Source organism: Prevotella sp. kh1p2 (assembly GCF_900111525.1).
In the GTDB taxonomy this organism is placed as follows: domain Bacteria; phylum Bacteroidota; class Bacteroidia; order Bacteroidales; family Bacteroidaceae; genus Prevotella.
In genome coordinates, this window is record NZ_FOHY01000010.1 from 101,603 (window position 1) to 117,515 (window position 15,913).

Consider the following 15,913-nt stretch of genomic DNA (forward strand, 5'->3'; position numbering starts at 1 on the left):
TGGACAGGCAAACGGATTATTCACCTTTCTCCATCTTCTCTTTCAGTTCGGCAAGAACATCCAGATCGCCCAGAGATGTACCAGCTGCAACGTTGTTGATGGCAGGAGCATCAGCCTTCTTAGGTGCATTGTGGCGACGTGCAGACTTGGTGTCATCCTTGCCCTCCTCAAAAGTACGGGAGTGGGAGAGGATGATGCGTTTGGTCTCCTTAACGAACTCAATAACCTTGAAGGGAAGTTCCTCGCCCAGCTGGGCCTGAGTTCCGTCCTCTTTAACAAGGTGTTTGGGAGTGGCGAAGCCTTCGCCGCCCTCGTTGAGTGTTACGACAGCGCCCTTATCCATCATCTCTGTAATCTTGCCTTCATGAACAGAGCCGGGAGTGTAGATGGTCTCGTAGGTGTCCCAAGGATTGGACTCCAGCTGCTTGTGGCCGAGAGACAGGCGGCGATTCTCCTTATCAATCTCAAGAACTACTACATCGATGTCGGCACCAACAGTGGTGAACTCTGACGGATGCTTTACTTTCTTGGTCCAAGAGAGGTCGCTGATGTGGATAAGTCCGTCAACTCCTTCTTCCAGTTCAACGAAGATACCGAAGTTGGTGAAGTTGCGAACCTTGGCCGTATGCTTGCTGCCGATAGGATACTTCTGCTCGATAGTCTCCCAAGGGTCTTCCTTCAGCTGCTTGATACCCAGGCTCATCTTGCGCTCCTCGCGGTCGAGAGTAAGGATAACTGCCTCAACCTCGTCGCCAACGTGCATGAACTCCTGTGCAGAACGCAGGTGCTGGCTCCACGACATTTCACTTACGTGGATGAGACCTTCAACACCCGGCTGTATTTCTACAAATGCTCCGTAGTCGGCAATGACAACTACCTTGCCCTTGACGTGGTCGCCCACCTTGAGGTTAGCATCCAAAGCATCCCATGGGTGCGGTGTAAGTTGCTTGAGACCCAGGGCAATGCGCTTCTTCTCTTCATCAAAGTCGAGAATTACGACATTAATTTTCTCGTCGAGGTTCACCACTTCATGCGGGTCACTTACGCGGCCCCAAGAGAGGTCAGTGATGTGGATGAGTCCGTCAACACCACCGAGGTCAACGAATACACCGTAAGAAGTAATGTTCTTAACGGTACCTTCGAGTACCTGACCCTTTTCAAGATGTGAGATAATCTCTTTCTTCTGTGCTTCCAACTCAGCCTCAATGAGAGCCTTGTGAGAAACAACGACGTTGCGGAACTCCTGGTTAATCTTAACCACCTTGAATTCCATGGTCTTGCCTACGAACACATCGTAGTCGCGTATAGGATGAACGTCAATCTGACTGCCGGGCAAGAATGCTTCAATACCGAACACATCAACAATCATACCACCCTTAGTGCGGCACTTGATGTAACCCTGTATAACTTCTTCTTTCTCCAGAGCTTCGTTGATTTTGTCCCAGCTCTTGGCCAGACGGGCCTTCTTATGGGAGAGCACAAGCTGTCCGCGCTTGTCCTCCTGGCTTTCTACGTAAACCTCAACCTTGTCTCCAATCTTGAGTTCAGGATTGTAGCGGAATTCTGAAGCGGGAATGATGCCGTCGCTCTTGTAGCCGATGTTGACAACAACCTCTTTCTTGTCGATAGAGATTACGGTGCCCTCAACTACCTGATGTTCCTGGATTTTGTTGAGTGTCTCATCATAAGCTTTCTCAAGCTCATTCTTGTTGACGTTTACGTTCTGGTCATTTTCAAATTCTTCCCAGTTGAAGTCTTGAAGACCTTCGTTCTTTAATTCTGACATAAAAAATAAATGTTTTAAATTAATAAAGTTGGACTTTATGTTAATTAACTCTGTTGAAATGAGCCTTCTGTGCCCAAATCGGGTGCAAAGTTACTTATTTTATCTGGTTTGTATTCAATTACTTAAGCGGAGTTTTGGTAGTATTATGGTTTTTTAACAACCAAGTTGAACGGCAAAACCGAGGTTTGCAACTGTCGCAGGGTGTAGCGTGTGGAGCGCAGAATACGGGAACCGTGCGCCCGAATGGCATCTCCGTGGGTTTGAAGAGAATAGAATTAAGGTGCAGAAAGCCATTTGCCGCAACTTTTGACAAGTGTCGTATTCATGTGTGACAAGTGTCAAACTATCGTGCGACACTTGTCAAAAGTTCACGAAGCATAGCTTTTGCACCAAGAAGGCAGTGATGCTGATAAAGGAGGAAGTGCCAACGGGCGCGAGGGGGAGAAGCAACCGAGCTGTTATTTCGCTTTAAATTGCAGCGTATCTGGTTGCAGCTGTACCTTTTTCTTCCTCTTCCAGCCAAACAAGTCTCTGAAACCATTGAAATCCTTTTTAAGGATAAGACCCAATCCTTGGGTGGTCAGGCTGTTACGGGTGAAGTAACGGTCGTTGGTCTGGTTATAGACTCTGATGGCAAAGTTGCCGTTGGGGAAGAGAAGGTAGCGAAGGTCGAAGTCGCCGATGAAGCTTGTGGTGGCATTGGCATTGTCCCGATAGCCAAACTGCCCATTGAACAGCAGCCTGTTGTTGAGCATCCGGCCGCTAAGCAACCCCTCGTACTCGGCGTTGTTCCAACCCTCATCGCCGGTAGAAATGTTGGCGCCGAGGTTCCAGTTGGTGTTCTTTACCACGGTAGAGAGCATGTTGTTAAGTTGCTGGGTAATTTGACCGCTCAGCAGACTCTGCATGGCCAGTGATGTCTGACTTTGCTGACTCCCTCCGCTTACAGCGGCGTTGTTGCCCGTCTGGGAGTAGAATCTGCCAATGGCAAGCAGGTAAAGAACTTGCTGGTTCATTTCCTCTTCGCTGTTGATGAGGCTGTAAATCATCTGCTTGGCATCGCTGTTCACAGTTGGCAGGTCGAAGTTGAAGTCTATCTTGGGCATGCCGGGAGTTCCTGAGATGTTCATCAGGCAGTTTACACGGATGTTGTTGTTGGAGAAACTGCGGCCTATGTTCAGGTCGGAGAGGCTGACGCCGCTCACTATGTGCTGTGCCTGGAGGTTGAGAGTAGCGTTGTAGGGGTCGCCGCCAAAGACGATTGTTCCGCCTTGGTTGAACTGGAAATTCTTGCGAATGGCGTTCTGAATAGTCAAGCCATAGGAACCGTGGTCTACCAGATAGGTGCCATACATGTCAAAAGCCCCCTTATTATAATAGGTGGCACGTATTACTCCGTTGCCATTGAGCGTAATCTTATCACCCGATTGCTTATCCATCAGCACTCTCAAGGTTGCGTCAGGGGTGCAGTTTATGAGGAAATTGAGGCGTATGTCGGTCGGAATATCAACAAAATCATCCTCTTCGGGCGTGCGGTGGTTCTCTTTTATCGAATCTCCATCCGGCGATTGGCCGTCATCACCAAGGCTGTCGCGCTCGCTCCAGTGTATGAATTCGTTGCTGCTGATGGCATCGGGGCTTGCCGCATTGTATTCTATAAAGGAGTTCTTTTCGGGAGTAACGTTGATGTCTAAACTAACTTCTCCGCTTTTACCTTTGATGGCACAGTTGCCGGTGGCGTAAACGCGGCCGTAAAAAACCTCGTCGCCGTAAGTGGGAAAATCGTAGGCCAGGAGGTTATCGGCTGCTATGTTCAGATCGTAGCTTAGGTTCGTAAGATGCTGGTGCTTGAGTTTGCCCTGAACAATGCCGAGGTTGCCATTGCGATCGTAGATGTTGTCGCCGGAAAAGACGATTTCATCGGGCACCATCCTGATAATGTCATTCTTGAGCCAGTACCTCGTGTTCAGGGGCGTAATCCACAGGCTACCGTTTGCAACCAGCTCACCGACAAGATTGATGTTATCGAGCGGCCCGTAGAGTTTTACGGTTCCGTCGGCGCTCAAATCCGTATCACGCATGAAACTGCCGCAGAAACTCTCGATGAACTCTGCCCGGGTATTCCTTGCAGTGATATCCAAATCGATGTAGTTGCGTTGCGGCGATACGTAGCCCGCTATCAGCGTGCTGCGATTAATCGTGTCGTTGGCCAGGGCGCTGATGTCTATCTGCCCCTTCTTGTTGTCGTAGTTAACCTTTGCCTCCAGTACACCCATCCGGCCGTTTTCGAAGGTGAAGTCGTTTACCATGAGTTCGGCGCGGGCTTCGGGCTTTGAGAATACGGACGATACGCAGGCTTTGCCGGTTGCAAGGCCGCCGAAGCTGACGGCATGGAAATTAACCAAGTTAAGTAAATAGCTGATATCCAAGTCTTTGAGTTCGGCCGTCAGACTGTCGGTTCTGTTTTTGGTTGCAGTTCCATATACAAGCAAGTGCTGGCCGTTACGCTCTATGAGGAAACGCCTTACATCCAGATGATTTTGGCTGTAATAAATCTCCGAAGGCTTGATTTGCCATGTAGAATCCCCGACCAAGATATGTGAAGGGAGTATGTTGACGTGAGCCGTTGAAACTCCTGCCGGGTTTTTGTAGAATTGCGACTCGGCATTGACCTGCCCTTTAAACAGGTTCTTGCTTTTGTTATTAAAGGTGATGGCTGTTTTAAGCGTGTTATCTGCTGCTGCGGCCTGCACGTTCCAATAGAAGCCATGCCCTTGGAGGTCAAGTTTTCTGACATGGGCGTTGAGCCGAAGTGTGTCTTCGGGTGTCGTGATATGCAAGTATCCTTTCTCGAACACATGGTTGCCGTAGCTGAAGTCGGAAGCCTGCAACACGATATCAGTTTCGCGTTTCTTGTCGTCAAGGAAACCTTTTACGGTTAAAGGAGACCGCAAATTAATGGGTATATTGAATATCTGCTGAAGCCAGTCCGATTGTTCAATTGTTGCGTTTATAACGAAATTGTTGGTTCTTCTTGATGTGAGCTTCGGAAGACCGGGCAGAGTTGGCAACTTGCTACCAACGAGATTGGTCAGACTTTGGGCAATGGTGTTGTAATCATACTGGCCACTGATATCCACATGGCCGAAATCACTGCTCATCAGGATATTGTGAACGCCCGATTGCTCGTGTAAGTCAATGTGCAGTTTGGCCAGCTGGTAATTATTCTCGGGTGCCGTCATGGAGAAGTTATCCAAGTCAACGGTGCCTTTTGCCGTATTTAAGTTCTTGCCCGTAACATTTGCCTTTAAGTCAAAACCGAAGACTGCGCCGGGCCATCTGTTACTGATTTTAAGTGCAGAAGGATTGAGATGCGTTACGTGCGCTGTCAGGTTAGCGGCAGCACTCTTGGCAGACAGGTTGAGCTTACCTTTTACATCAACTCTTCCATTGGGGTCATCCATTCGGAACAGGCCGTCCAGTATGTCATCATGATAGGTACCGTCAACCGTTATATCCCTATAAGTGTAAGAGTTATATGTAAATTGCGAAATGTCTCCTTTAGCTTTTATCAAAGGGCTCTGGTGCTTGTTTGCAGGCAAAGTACCGTCTACGTTAATTCTTGTAGCAATGTGCCCGAATTTGTTGTCGGCAAGTATTTGCTTTAAATTCAGTCCTTGCGTCTCCACTCTTCCGGAGAAATGCCTGTTATGCTTGCCTATGGCAACATTGGCATTTCCAGCTTCGGTATGCAGAATACCCTTCGCAGCAATGTCGGCACCGTACCCGCCTACGTTGCCCTGAAAGTGGATGTTGCCCAATCGGGTCACGAAAACGGGTATCTCAAACTTCTGGCCTAAGTTGTCTGTTACAAATTTAATGCCGGCAGCACTCATCCTTAAATGCGTAATGAGTGCTGCCCAACGAGCTTTGGAATCCCAATTGCTGACAGAGCCATCGGCTTGCAGGTTGATGCTGTTAGTCTTGGAACCGACTTGTAAATTCTTGATTCGGATAGATGTACTGGTACCTGAGAAATCAGAAGACAGTGTAATCGGGTTTCTGAAATTCTTGAGTGAGGATGTAAAATAGCTTAAATCTGAAGGAGTTATAGTAGATGGAGATATACTTCCCTGATACTCTAAAGTGGGAAATTGTAGTCTCTTTCCATCAAATCTGTACACTGCCTGGATGCTATCCAAAGCGATGAGAGAGTGCGGTAATTCCAGGCGGAAACCCTGAACGGAGGCAGTCTGTTTGTTGGCAAGGAATTTAAAAGTTAAAGATTTGAGCTCGAAGCCCGCTTTCTCCTTTAAGCTCAGCTTCCTTACGTTTACATTGATTGAGTCGTCTGTCAGTTTGTTTACAATGAAATGGCCGCTTAATCCTTCAATATCAAGATGTTTTGAATTTGAATTGAAGTCATTCGGAATAACTGGAACATCGAGTTGGTCGTATTTGATTCTGCCACGGCGAATGACAAGAGAGTTGATTTCCAAATCCAACGGTGTGTGGGAAGTGGTGTCCTTGGAAGCCAGAGAGTCTAAAACAAATTGAAAATTAGGCTTTGCTTCTTGGTCTTTCTTGCTTAGCTTCGCATTCAAACCAAACAGCTGGGCAGACGTTATGGCTATTTTTCCTTTGAATAGCCTGATAAAATCGAACTTTGCAGAGATGCGTGTAGCAGCCAGCATGTCCTTTTTATCTTGGTCTTTTATATCTATGTCATCAATAATGATGCGGTTATAAAAGCCAAGGCTGACATTGCCAATTGTAACCTCTGTGCCTAATTTTGCAGAAATCATGGCGGCAACCTGTTTTCCAACAATGCTTTGTATTGCCGGAATGTGCAGCAAAATGACAGCTGCGAAATAGATGGATGCTACTATCCAAATAATCGCAGTTATGATATGTTTTAGTCTTCTCAATAAATATGTTTAATAAATTTGCTATTCCTACTTTTATATAGGCGGCACAAATTTACATTAAAAATATCTCAAATGGAAATAATTCACATTTTTTTCTTTTATGAATGCCTAAATTATATTATATTTGCAACGACAAACAAGATGGATTTGGAACAAGAAATAAATCACAAATAATATAAATCATATTTTATGGCGAATGTAATTAAGTTACGTAAAGGCTTAGACATTAACCTGAAAGGGAAAGCAAAAGGAGAGAGGCGGAGATTGGGGCCGGCTGTCGAATATGCGCTTACACCAGACAGCTTTACGGGGGTAATTCCGAAAGTTGTCGTCCATGAAGGTGACACTGTCAAAGCTGGAGATGCCTTGTTCGTAAACAAACAGTATCCCGAAGTGAAGTTCGCTTCTCCTGTTAGTGGAACTGTTGCGGAGGTTTTGCGGGGCGAGAGACGAAAAGTTCTCTTTGTCAAAGTAAAGGCAGATGACGAGCAACAGTATGCAGAGTTCGGACAAAAGAACGTCGATGCGCTGAGTGCAGATGAAGTTGTGCAGACCTTGCTTGATGCTGGCTTGTTCGGATATATCAATCAATTGCCTTATGCTGTGTCTGCAAATCCCCAAAGCAAGCCTAAGGCAATCTTTGTATCTGCATTGAGAGATATGCCTCTGGCCGGAGATTTTGAGATCGAACTTAAAGGAAACGAGCTTGCGTTTCAGACAGGACTATCAGCACTGTCGAAGGTTGCCAAGACTTTCCTGGGAATAGGCAGCAAGCAGAAATCAGAAACGTTGACATCTGCCAAGAATGTTGAAATCAATATCTTTGATGGTCCTTGCCCCGCTGGCAATGTAGGAGTACAGGTAAATCATCTGTCACCAGTCAATAAGGGCGAAGTTGTGTGGACGGTTGAGCCAACATCTGTGATATTCTTCGGTCGCCTCTTTCTAACAGGCAGAGTTGATTTAACCCGCACGGTAGCTGTTGCCGGCAGTGAGATTACAAGCCCGGAATATGTAGATGTGTTGGTTGGAACATCCTTAGATCATATATTGAATGGGAAACTGAAATCATCAGAGCATGTCAGGCTCATTAACGGAAATCCGTTAACGGGCAAAATTACCGATATGGCAGATTATTTAGGCGCTCATACTTCTGAAGTTACGGCCATACCCGAAGGTGATAATGCCGACGAGATGTTTGGCTGGATGCTTCCACGTACAAAACAATTCTCCACTTCGCACAGTTATTTCTCCTGGCTTGCTGGCAAGAATAGGGAATACGACCTTGATGCTCGCATAAAAGGAGGTGAGCGGCACATGATTATGAGCGGGGAATATGACAAGGTTCTTCCTATGGATATCTATGGAGAGTATCTTATCAAGGCTATCATTGCCGGTGATATAGACAAAATGGAACAACTGGGAATTTATGAAGTTGCTCCCGAAGATTTTGCTGTCGCTGAATTTGTGGATTCTTCCAAGCTCGAACTTCAGAAGATAGTTCGGAACGGATTAAACATGTTACGTAAAGAAAACGCATAAAATATATGAGCGCATTAAAAAATTATCTTGATAAGATAAAACCTTCTTTTGAAGAAGGTGGAAAGTTTCATGCCTTTAAGAGCGTTTATGATGGCTTTGAAACATTCCTGTATGTACCCAACGATACTTCCAAAACAGGAGTCAGCATTCACGATTCGATCGACTCGAAGCGAATTATGAGTATTGTGGTAATGGCGCTAATCCCGGCATTACTATTTGGTATGTACAATGTAGGATATCAGAACTATGCTGCTGCTGGTACATTGAATGAAGCTGGCTTTTGGTCAATCTTCGGCTATGGCTTCCTGGCTGTTTTGCCTCAGGTACTTGTTAGCTATATAGTAGGACTTGGCATTGAATTCGCATGGGCGCAGTGGAAAGGAGAAGAAATCCAAGAAGGCTATCTTGTTACGGGTATTCTGATTCCTTTGATTATCCCGGTTAGTACGCCACTGTGGATTCTTGTTATTGCCATAGCGTTTGCAGTCATCTTTGGAAAAGAGATATTCGGTGGCACAGGTATGAATATATTCAATGTTGCCTTGATTGCCCGAGCTTTCTTATTCTTTTCTTATCCGACCAAGATGAGTGGTGATACTGTCTGGGTAGCTACTGACAAGATTTTTGGACTTGGCAATACGTTGCCAGATGCTTTCACCGCAGCCACTCCCTTAGGACAGATAGGACAAGGCATCACGCCTGATGCTACGTTGAGTGATGCTATATTAGGATTTATCCCTGGCTCGGTTGGCGAAACCAGCATCATAGCCATTGCAATAGGAGCATTCATTCTTTTGTGGACTAATATTGCAAGTTGGAAAACCATGTTGAGTGTCTTCCTTGGTGGAAGTGTCGTGGCAGCTTTGTTTGAGCTTGACGGAGCAACGCCTATCCATTGGTATGAGCATCTCGTACTGGGAGGCTTTGCTTTCGGAGCTGTGTTTATGGCTACCGACCCCGTAACTTCTGCCCGTACCGAAGCGGGTAAATGGATATATGGAACACTGATAGGTGCAATGGGCATCGTTATTCGTGTTCTTAACCCGGGTTATCCGGAAGGCATGATGCTGTCTATCCTGCTGATGAACATGTTGGCTCCTCTGATTGACTATTGTGTCGTGCAGCGCAACATCAGCAAGCGCTTGAACCGTTTAACTACTAATGAGTAACCGAACTATGGCAGAAGAAAAGAAAAAGAGTTTGAATACTAATTCAAATACATATACTATTGTTTATTCTACGATAATAGTCGTAGTGGTTGCTTTCTTGCTGGCGTTCGTCTTTCAAGCCTTGAAGCCTGTTCAGGATGCTAACGTGGCGCTTGACAAGAAAAAGCAGATACTTAATTCACTGAACCTTAGAGGACTCAATGATGCCGATGCAGCCAAAATGTATAAAGAGGTAATTATTGCCGACGAGATAATTGACGCATCAGGCAAGGTCCTCAAGCCCGGTACTGCCGGCGGCGAGAAAGACGGCTTTACCTTGAACAGTGCCGACTTCAAGGCTGGTAAACTGGCTCTTTACATTTGTAACGTAAAAGGGAAAACAAAATATGTAATACCCGTTTACGGTATGGGGCTCTGGGGGCCTATCAGTGGTTATATTGCCATCAATGAAGATAAGGCTACCGTGTACGGGGCTTATTTCACTCATGAAAGCGAAACTGCAGGACTGGGTGCGGAGATAAAAGACAATCAGTCCTGGCAAGAAAAGTTTGCCGGCAAGAAGCTCTTTTCCAGCGCCGGCACTGCGGGCATAGCCCTGTCGGTTAGCAAGAAGGTTGATGACCCGACTACGCAAGTAGACGGCGTTACCGGTGCAACCCTGACTTCAAACGGTGTAACAGAGATGCTGCACGATGGTCTTTCCAAATATTTGAAGTTCTTTCAAGATAAGTAAACCAAATCATTAACAGTATTTGTATGGGACTTTTTTCAAAACAAAATAATGCGGTACTCCTCGAACCGTTAAACATCAACAACCCCATTATGGTGCAGGTGCTTGGCATCTGCTCGGCGTTGGCGGTCACTTCGCAGCTTAAGCCCGCTATTGTAATGGGATTGGCAGTAACGGTTATCACCGCTTTCTCGAACGTGATTATTTCTCTTATCCGCAACACGATACCAATGCGCATCCGCATCATCGTGCAGCTGGTAGTCGTAGCAGCCTTGGTAACCATTGTGTCACAAGTGCTGAAAGCATTTGCCTATGATGTAAGCGTACAGTTGTCTGTATACGTTGGCCTTATCATTACCAACTGTATTCTCATGGGGCGACTGGAAGCTTTCGCCATGATGAACAAGCCTTGGCCCTCATTCTTGGATGGAATAGGCAACGGATTAGGCTATGCGATAATCCTGGTGATTGTAGGTGCCGTACGCGAAGTGCTTGGCAGGGGAACCTTACTTGGTTTTACGATTATTCCGCAGAGTTTTTACGATGCCGGTTACATCAACAACGGAATGATGACAATGCCGGCTATGGCGCTCATTCTCATTGGTTGTGTAATATGGGTGCATCGTGCATTCTTCTATAAAGAAAATCAGGAATAAAGTAGTTACGACAATAGAATTTCATCATGGAACATGTTATAAGTTTATTCTTCAGGTCGATATTTGTCGATAACATGATTTTTGCTTACTTCCTTGGAATGTGCTCATTCCTTGCGGTAAGTAAAAACGTAAAGACCTCGCTGGGTTTAGGCCTGGCAGTTACATTTGTGTTGCTTGTTACCGTGCCTGTAGACTATCTGCTCCAGACCAAAGTTCTGGGACCCGATTGCCTTATTCCAGGCGTAGACCTATCCTATCTGAGTTTCATTCTCTTCATCGCAGTGATAGCCGGCATTGTCCAGCTGGTAGAGATGGCCGTAGAAAAGTATTCGCCCACACTGTACAGTGCGCTGGGTATCTTCCTGCCGCTTATAGCCGTAAACTGTGCCATCATGGGCGCATCGCTCTTCATGCAGCAGCGCATTAACCTCGACCCGGCCAACACCCAGTACATAGGTAGCGTTTGGGATTCCATAGCCTACGCCATCGGTAGTGGTCTGGGATGGACACTGGCCATTGTTTCGATGGGCGCCATCAGGGAAAAACTGCAGTACAGTGATGTTCCCAAACCGCTCCAGGGATTGGGTATTACATTTATCACGGTAGGCCTCATGGCTATGGCCATGATGTGTTTCTCCGGACTTAAAATCTAAAATAAGGTATGGGACAGTTTATATTATTAAGTATAGGAGTATTCCTGTTAACAATACTGCTGCTGGTTGTTATACTGCTTGTAGCCAAGAAATATCTTTCGCCGAGCGGTAAGGTAAACATCCTCATCAACGGCGACAAAACTCTAAGTGTGGAACAGGGCAATAGCCTGATGTCAACCTTGAATGAAAATGGCATCTTCCTCTCATCTGCCTGTGGCGGCAAGGCCAGCTGCGGACAGTGTAAAGTGCAGGTGCTGGAAGGTGGTGGAGAGATTTTGGACTCCGAGCGGCCGCACTTTACACGCAAACAAATCAAGGATCACTGGAGGTTGGGCTGCCAGTGCAAGGTAAAGGGAGATTTCAGCATCAAGATTCCGGAGAGCATACTGGGCGTTAAGGAGTGGGAGTGCACGGTCATTTCCAACAAGAACGTCTCCAGCTTTATCAAGGAATTCAAGGTTGCGCTGCCTCCCGGTGAACATCTCGACTTCGTTCCCGGTTCGTATGCGTTGATTAAGATACCCGAATACGATACGATTGACTACGACAAGGACTTCGACAAGAACGATATTGGCGATGACTATATTGGCGCATGGAAGAACTTCAACATCCTTAGCCTGAAGGCCCACAACCCCGAAGCAACCACCCGTGCCTATTCCATGGCCAATTATCCGGCCGAAGGCGACATCATAACCCTCACCGTGCGTATTGCCACCACACCGTTCCTCCCCCGTCCGCAAGTAGGATTTCAGAATGTTCCTACAGGCATAGGTTCTTCCTATATTTTCTCGCTGAAGCCCGGCGACAAGGTGATGATGAGCGGTCCTTATGGCGATTTCCATCCTGATTTCACCTCAGGCAAGGAGATGATATGGATTGGCGGTGGTGCAGGCATGGCCCCTTTGCGCTCGCAGATTATGCACATGCTCAAGACCCTCCACACCCGTGACCGCGAGATGCACTTCTTCTACGGTGCGCGTGCATTGGGCGAGGCATTCTTCCTGGAAGACTTCTGGGAGCTGGAAAAGGAATATCCCAATTTCCATTTCCATTTGTCGCTTGACCGGCAAGACCCAAAGGCCGACGAAGCTGGCGTGAACTATTACACCGGTTTTGCCGTGAATTGCATCCGTGATACTTATCTCAAGGACCATGAGGCACCGGAAGATTGCGAGTATTACCTCTGCGGGCCTCCAATGCTGATAAAGACCGTTACCGACTATCTCGACAGCCTGGGCGTTGAACAGGACAGTATTATGTACGATAACTTCGGATAAGCACCCCCACAGGCTCAATGCTGCAACGAGCCTACAATCCACAAAGGCGCACGACTTTAAACAGGTTGTGCGCCTTTTTCTGTTTGTCTGTGTGCCGAATGTGCCCATCAGAGGCATTAAAGATATGCTTCGCGAACTTTCGACAGGTGTCGCACGATTGTTTGACACTTGTCACACGATTATTCTACACTTGTCGAAAGTTCCGTCAAGCGATTTTCCACAACCCTGAACCTGCCGCATCATAACCTCATGGAAAGGCTTTTGGGTGAGGCCGGAAAACCTCACTGCACTTTTGTTTCCGCAAAGAATAGGATAGGGGATAAGCAGTTGCTTTCCTGTACCCGGAAAAAAGGAAGACAAGAGAAAAATTATCGCAAAACATTTGGCGGAACAAAATAAAACCGTTACCTTTGCACACGCATTTGAGATAATATGCTTGGCAACTCGGTTTGCGAGCCCTGACTGGAAGGATGGGTGAGTGGCTGAAACCAGCAGTTTGCTAAACTGCCGTACATATTTCTTGTACCGGGGGTTCGAATCCCCCTCCTTCCGCTTCGGGAAGTCAGGCTGTCGAGAATGCAACATGCGGTCGATTCATCTAATGGTTAGGATACAAGATTCTCAATCTTGGCATAGGGGTTCGATTCCCCTATCGACTACATTAACCTCTGCAACCATTAGCCGGTAGCAGAGGTTTCTTCTTTCTATAAGATAAGGCTGGTTTACGTAACTGTTTGGCTACGTGATACTCAATCCTGGCACAGGAGTAGGGTTTCCCTACTGCCTGCTTTTCCTTTCCGCTTCTCTGTTCCTATTGTTTGATTGCTGGCAGATAGCTTTATTTATAGAAAACTATCCAGTTGGTATTGTAGCTTTTCCCATTGCTCTTCAGTGGGTGTGTGGCTCCTGCGTTGTCATGCCAGAAACCCTTGCCCAAATCCAGATAGAGAGCTTCTTGTACCCCGCAGTCAAGCAGATACATCACAAAAGAGAAGAAGTCCATCGGCTCCCGGTTCTCTATCAGGCAGAGTTGTCCGTCTTTCTTGCACAGGGCGTGGTAGTTGTTCTTGCCTTGCACCTCGCAATGTACACGTTTGCCTTGATGAATAAACAACGCTTGGGCAAACGCCATGCCTTCGTTATCGGCAGCCTTTGCTATCTGGGCATCGTAATTGTCGAGGTGAAAATGCCAGTTCTTCTTGTAATAGCTGAAGGCTCCAGTATTCACCGGGCATGCGTATCCTTTATAGAAAACGCCGTTGCTCACGTGATTGCCTGCCACGTTCTCATGGTTGAACTCTTTCAGCACCTTGCCTGTAAATGCCGCATCGGTGGCCAAAATGATTTTATCATCATTCTCGTTTGGCCGCTGTCCGCATATCAAATCAATTTTGGAGAATTGTGGATAATAAACGTAAGCATGTTTCAGCGTGTCTACTTTTATTATATCTTGCATCTTTACTTCAGGTGCCGGGTCTTCCTTATGCTCCGTGAAGGTGGTCTTGATGTCGTTGGCAGCAAGTTGGGCCACATGCAGATTGTGGTAAACTTGATTTCCAAGAAAACCGACTACCGTGCCTCCAAGGAAGGAGAGCGTAACTATTCCGAACTTTGATATCTTTCCCATTTCAGCTACAAAGATACCTTAAATTTGCGAAAACAGCAAATATTGCAAATAAGTTTTTATTGTCTACCTGTCTGGAAATCAGCCGAACAGAGCCCTCAAAGCCTCTTCTACTTTCTTGACAGGATGCAACTCAATATGGTATTTGTGCGGATTGAGGCTTTTGAGATTAAAAGCGGGGATGATGATGTGCGTAAATCCCAGTTTCTCTGCTTCTGCTATTCTTTGCTCAATCCTGCTTACAGGCCTCACTTCGCCGCTTAATCCCACTTCTCCGCACATGCACCATCCCGATTCTATGGGCGTATCTACATTGCTGGACAGCACAGCAGCTATCACACTCAAGTCCATTGCCATGTCCGTTACACGCAAGCCGCCGGCAATATTCAGGAAAACATCTTTCTGCATGAGCTTGAACCCCACTCTTTTTTCCAATACCGCCAAGAGCATGTTCAGCCTGCGCTGGTCGAAACCGGTAGCGCTACGCTGCGGTGTTCCATAGGCCGCAGACGACACCAGAGCCTGGGTTTCGACCAGAAAGGGCCTTACTCCCTCAATGGCACTTGATATGGCGACGCCCGAAAGGCCGTCATGATCTTCGGCCAACAATAGTTCCGAGGGGTTTGCAACTTGTCTCAGGCCGTTCTGCTGCATCTCGTAAATACCCAATTCGGATGTACTTCCAAAGCGGTTCTTGATGCTTCGCAGGATGCGGTACATGTAGTGCTGGTCGCCCTCGAACTGTACGACGGTGTCGACAATGTGCTCCAGTATTTTTGGACCAGCCAGAGTTCCTTCCTTGTTAATATGTCCGATGAGGATGACGGGTGTTCCGCTCGATTTGGCAAAGCGTAACAGAGCGGCTGCACACTCCCTTACTTGCGTGATGCTGCCCGGACTGCTCTCTACTTCTTCTGTGGAGATAGTTTGAATGGAGTCGACAATGACCAGTTCCGGTCTGACATCCTTGATGTTCGAGAAAATGTGTTCCAGGTTCGTTTCGCATAGAATCTGTACATTTCCGGCTTCATTTCCGCTGCCGGCAATGCGTTCGGCGCGCATCTTCAACTGGTGTGCGCTCTCCTCGCCACTCACGTACAGCACCTTGCGTTCGGGCATATTCAGGATTGTTTGCAGTGTCAGGGTGCTTTTGCCTATGCCGGGCTCGCCGCCCAAAAGTACGATGGAGCCGGGCACCAGGCCACCTCCAAGGACTCTGTTCAGCTCGGTATCGTGCATATCCATGCGTGGTTCGTCCTTTGCCGAGATTTGGTTCAACGGCACGGACCTGTTTCCGCCTGATGCCGACCGATGGGCATTCAAGCTCTGGGCAGCAGACCGAGCGGCACTGGTGCCGGTATCGGCGGCGATGCGAATTTCCTTGAACGTATTCCACTGGCCACAACTCGGGCACTTGCCAATCCACTTGGACGACTCCTGTCCACAGTTGCTGCACACATAAGCTATCTTGTCTTTTGCCATATCTGTCGTCTGTTTAATTCTTTTTCCGGCTTACAGGATAACAAAATTACAATAAAAAAGTGAAAT

General features: G+C 47.0%; 10 protein-coding genes and 2 tRNA genes. 8 read left to right on the forward strand and 4 right to left on the reverse strand.

Going from position 1 to position 15,913, the window contains the following annotated elements:
- Nucleotides 1-16: 16 nt before the first annotated feature.
- Nucleotides 17-1,786 carry a 30S ribosomal protein S1 gene (rpsA, locus tag BMW31_RS07595; protein WP_091823493.1) on the reverse strand — a complete coding sequence of 590 codons (1,770 nt, stop codon included), beginning with the start codon at nucleotides 1,784-1,786 and terminating at the stop codon, nucleotides 17-19.
- A gap of 458 nt (nucleotides 1,787-2,244) precedes the next feature.
- Nucleotides 2,245-5,682 carry a translocation/assembly module TamB domain-containing protein gene (locus BMW31_RS07600; protein WP_255404887.1) on the reverse strand — a complete coding sequence of 1,146 codons (3,438 nt, stop codon included), beginning with the start codon at nucleotides 5,680-5,682 and terminating at the stop codon, nucleotides 2,245-2,247.
- A gap of 1,221 nt (nucleotides 5,683-6,903) precedes the next feature.
- Here BMW31_RS07600 and BMW31_RS07605 point away from each other — a divergent pair.
- The 8 genes from BMW31_RS07605 to BMW31_RS07640 all read left to right on the forward strand — a co-directional run bounded on the left by BMW31_RS07605 (nucleotide 6,904) and on the right by BMW31_RS07640 (nucleotide 13,400).
- Complete coding sequence (locus tag BMW31_RS07605; RefSeq protein WP_091823500.1) at nucleotides 6,904-8,256, forward strand: Na(+)-translocating NADH-quinone reductase subunit A; 1,353 nt, start codon at nucleotides 6,904-6,906, stop codon at nucleotides 8,254-8,256.
- A 5-nt stretch (nucleotides 8,257-8,261) separates the two neighbouring features.
- On the forward strand, nucleotides 8,262-9,425 hold the full coding sequence (locus BMW31_RS07610; protein ID WP_091823503.1) for an NADH:ubiquinone reductase (Na(+)-transporting) subunit B: 1,164 nt from the start codon (nucleotides 8,262-8,264) through the stop codon (nucleotides 9,423-9,425).
- A gap of 7 nt (nucleotides 9,426-9,432) precedes the next feature.
- Nucleotides 9,433-10,158, forward strand: coding sequence for an NADH:ubiquinone reductase (Na(+)-transporting) subunit C (gene nqrC / locus BMW31_RS07615; protein ID WP_091823568.1), 726 nt, complete (start codon nucleotides 9,433-9,435; stop codon nucleotides 10,156-10,158).
- Nucleotides 10,159-10,181: 23 nt separating this feature from the next.
- A complete protein-coding gene (locus tag BMW31_RS07620) occupies nucleotides 10,182-10,811 on the forward strand; it encodes an NADH:ubiquinone reductase (Na(+)-transporting) subunit D (protein ID WP_091823507.1) in 630 nt (209 codons plus the stop codon).
- Nucleotides 10,812-10,837: 26 nt separating this feature from the next.
- A complete protein-coding gene (gene nqrE / locus BMW31_RS07625) occupies nucleotides 10,838-11,464 on the forward strand; it encodes an NADH:ubiquinone reductase (Na(+)-transporting) subunit E (RefSeq protein ID WP_091823510.1) in 627 nt (208 codons plus the stop codon).
- Nucleotides 11,465-11,472: 8 nt separating this feature from the next.
- On the forward strand, nucleotides 11,473-12,741 hold the full coding sequence (gene nqrF, locus BMW31_RS07630) for an NADH:ubiquinone reductase (Na(+)-transporting) subunit F (RefSeq protein ID WP_091823514.1): 1,269 nt from the start codon (nucleotides 11,473-11,475) through the stop codon (nucleotides 12,739-12,741).
- Nucleotides 12,742-13,205: 464 nt separating this feature from the next.
- Nucleotides 13,206-13,293: transfer RNA gene (locus tag BMW31_RS07635), tRNA-Ser, on the forward strand.
- Between the two features lie 35 nt (nucleotides 13,294-13,328).
- Nucleotides 13,329-13,400 (forward strand) — tRNA-Glu (locus BMW31_RS07640).
- Between the two features lie 179 nt (nucleotides 13,401-13,579).
- On the opposite strand, the gene BMW31_RS07645 is transcribed toward BMW31_RS07640, so the two are convergent.
- Nucleotides 13,580-14,368: a hypothetical protein gene (locus BMW31_RS07645; RefSeq protein WP_091823519.1), complete on the reverse strand. Its 789-nt coding sequence runs from the start codon at nucleotides 14,366-14,368 to the stop codon at nucleotides 13,580-13,582.
- A 78-nt stretch (nucleotides 14,369-14,446) separates the two neighbouring features.
- Nucleotides 14,447-15,847 (reverse strand): DNA repair protein RadA, encoded by a 1,401-nt coding sequence (gene radA / locus BMW31_RS07650; RefSeq protein WP_091823521.1) that lies wholly within the window; start codon nucleotides 15,845-15,847, stop codon nucleotides 14,447-14,449.
- Between the last annotated feature and the right edge of the window lie 66 nt (nucleotides 15,848-15,913).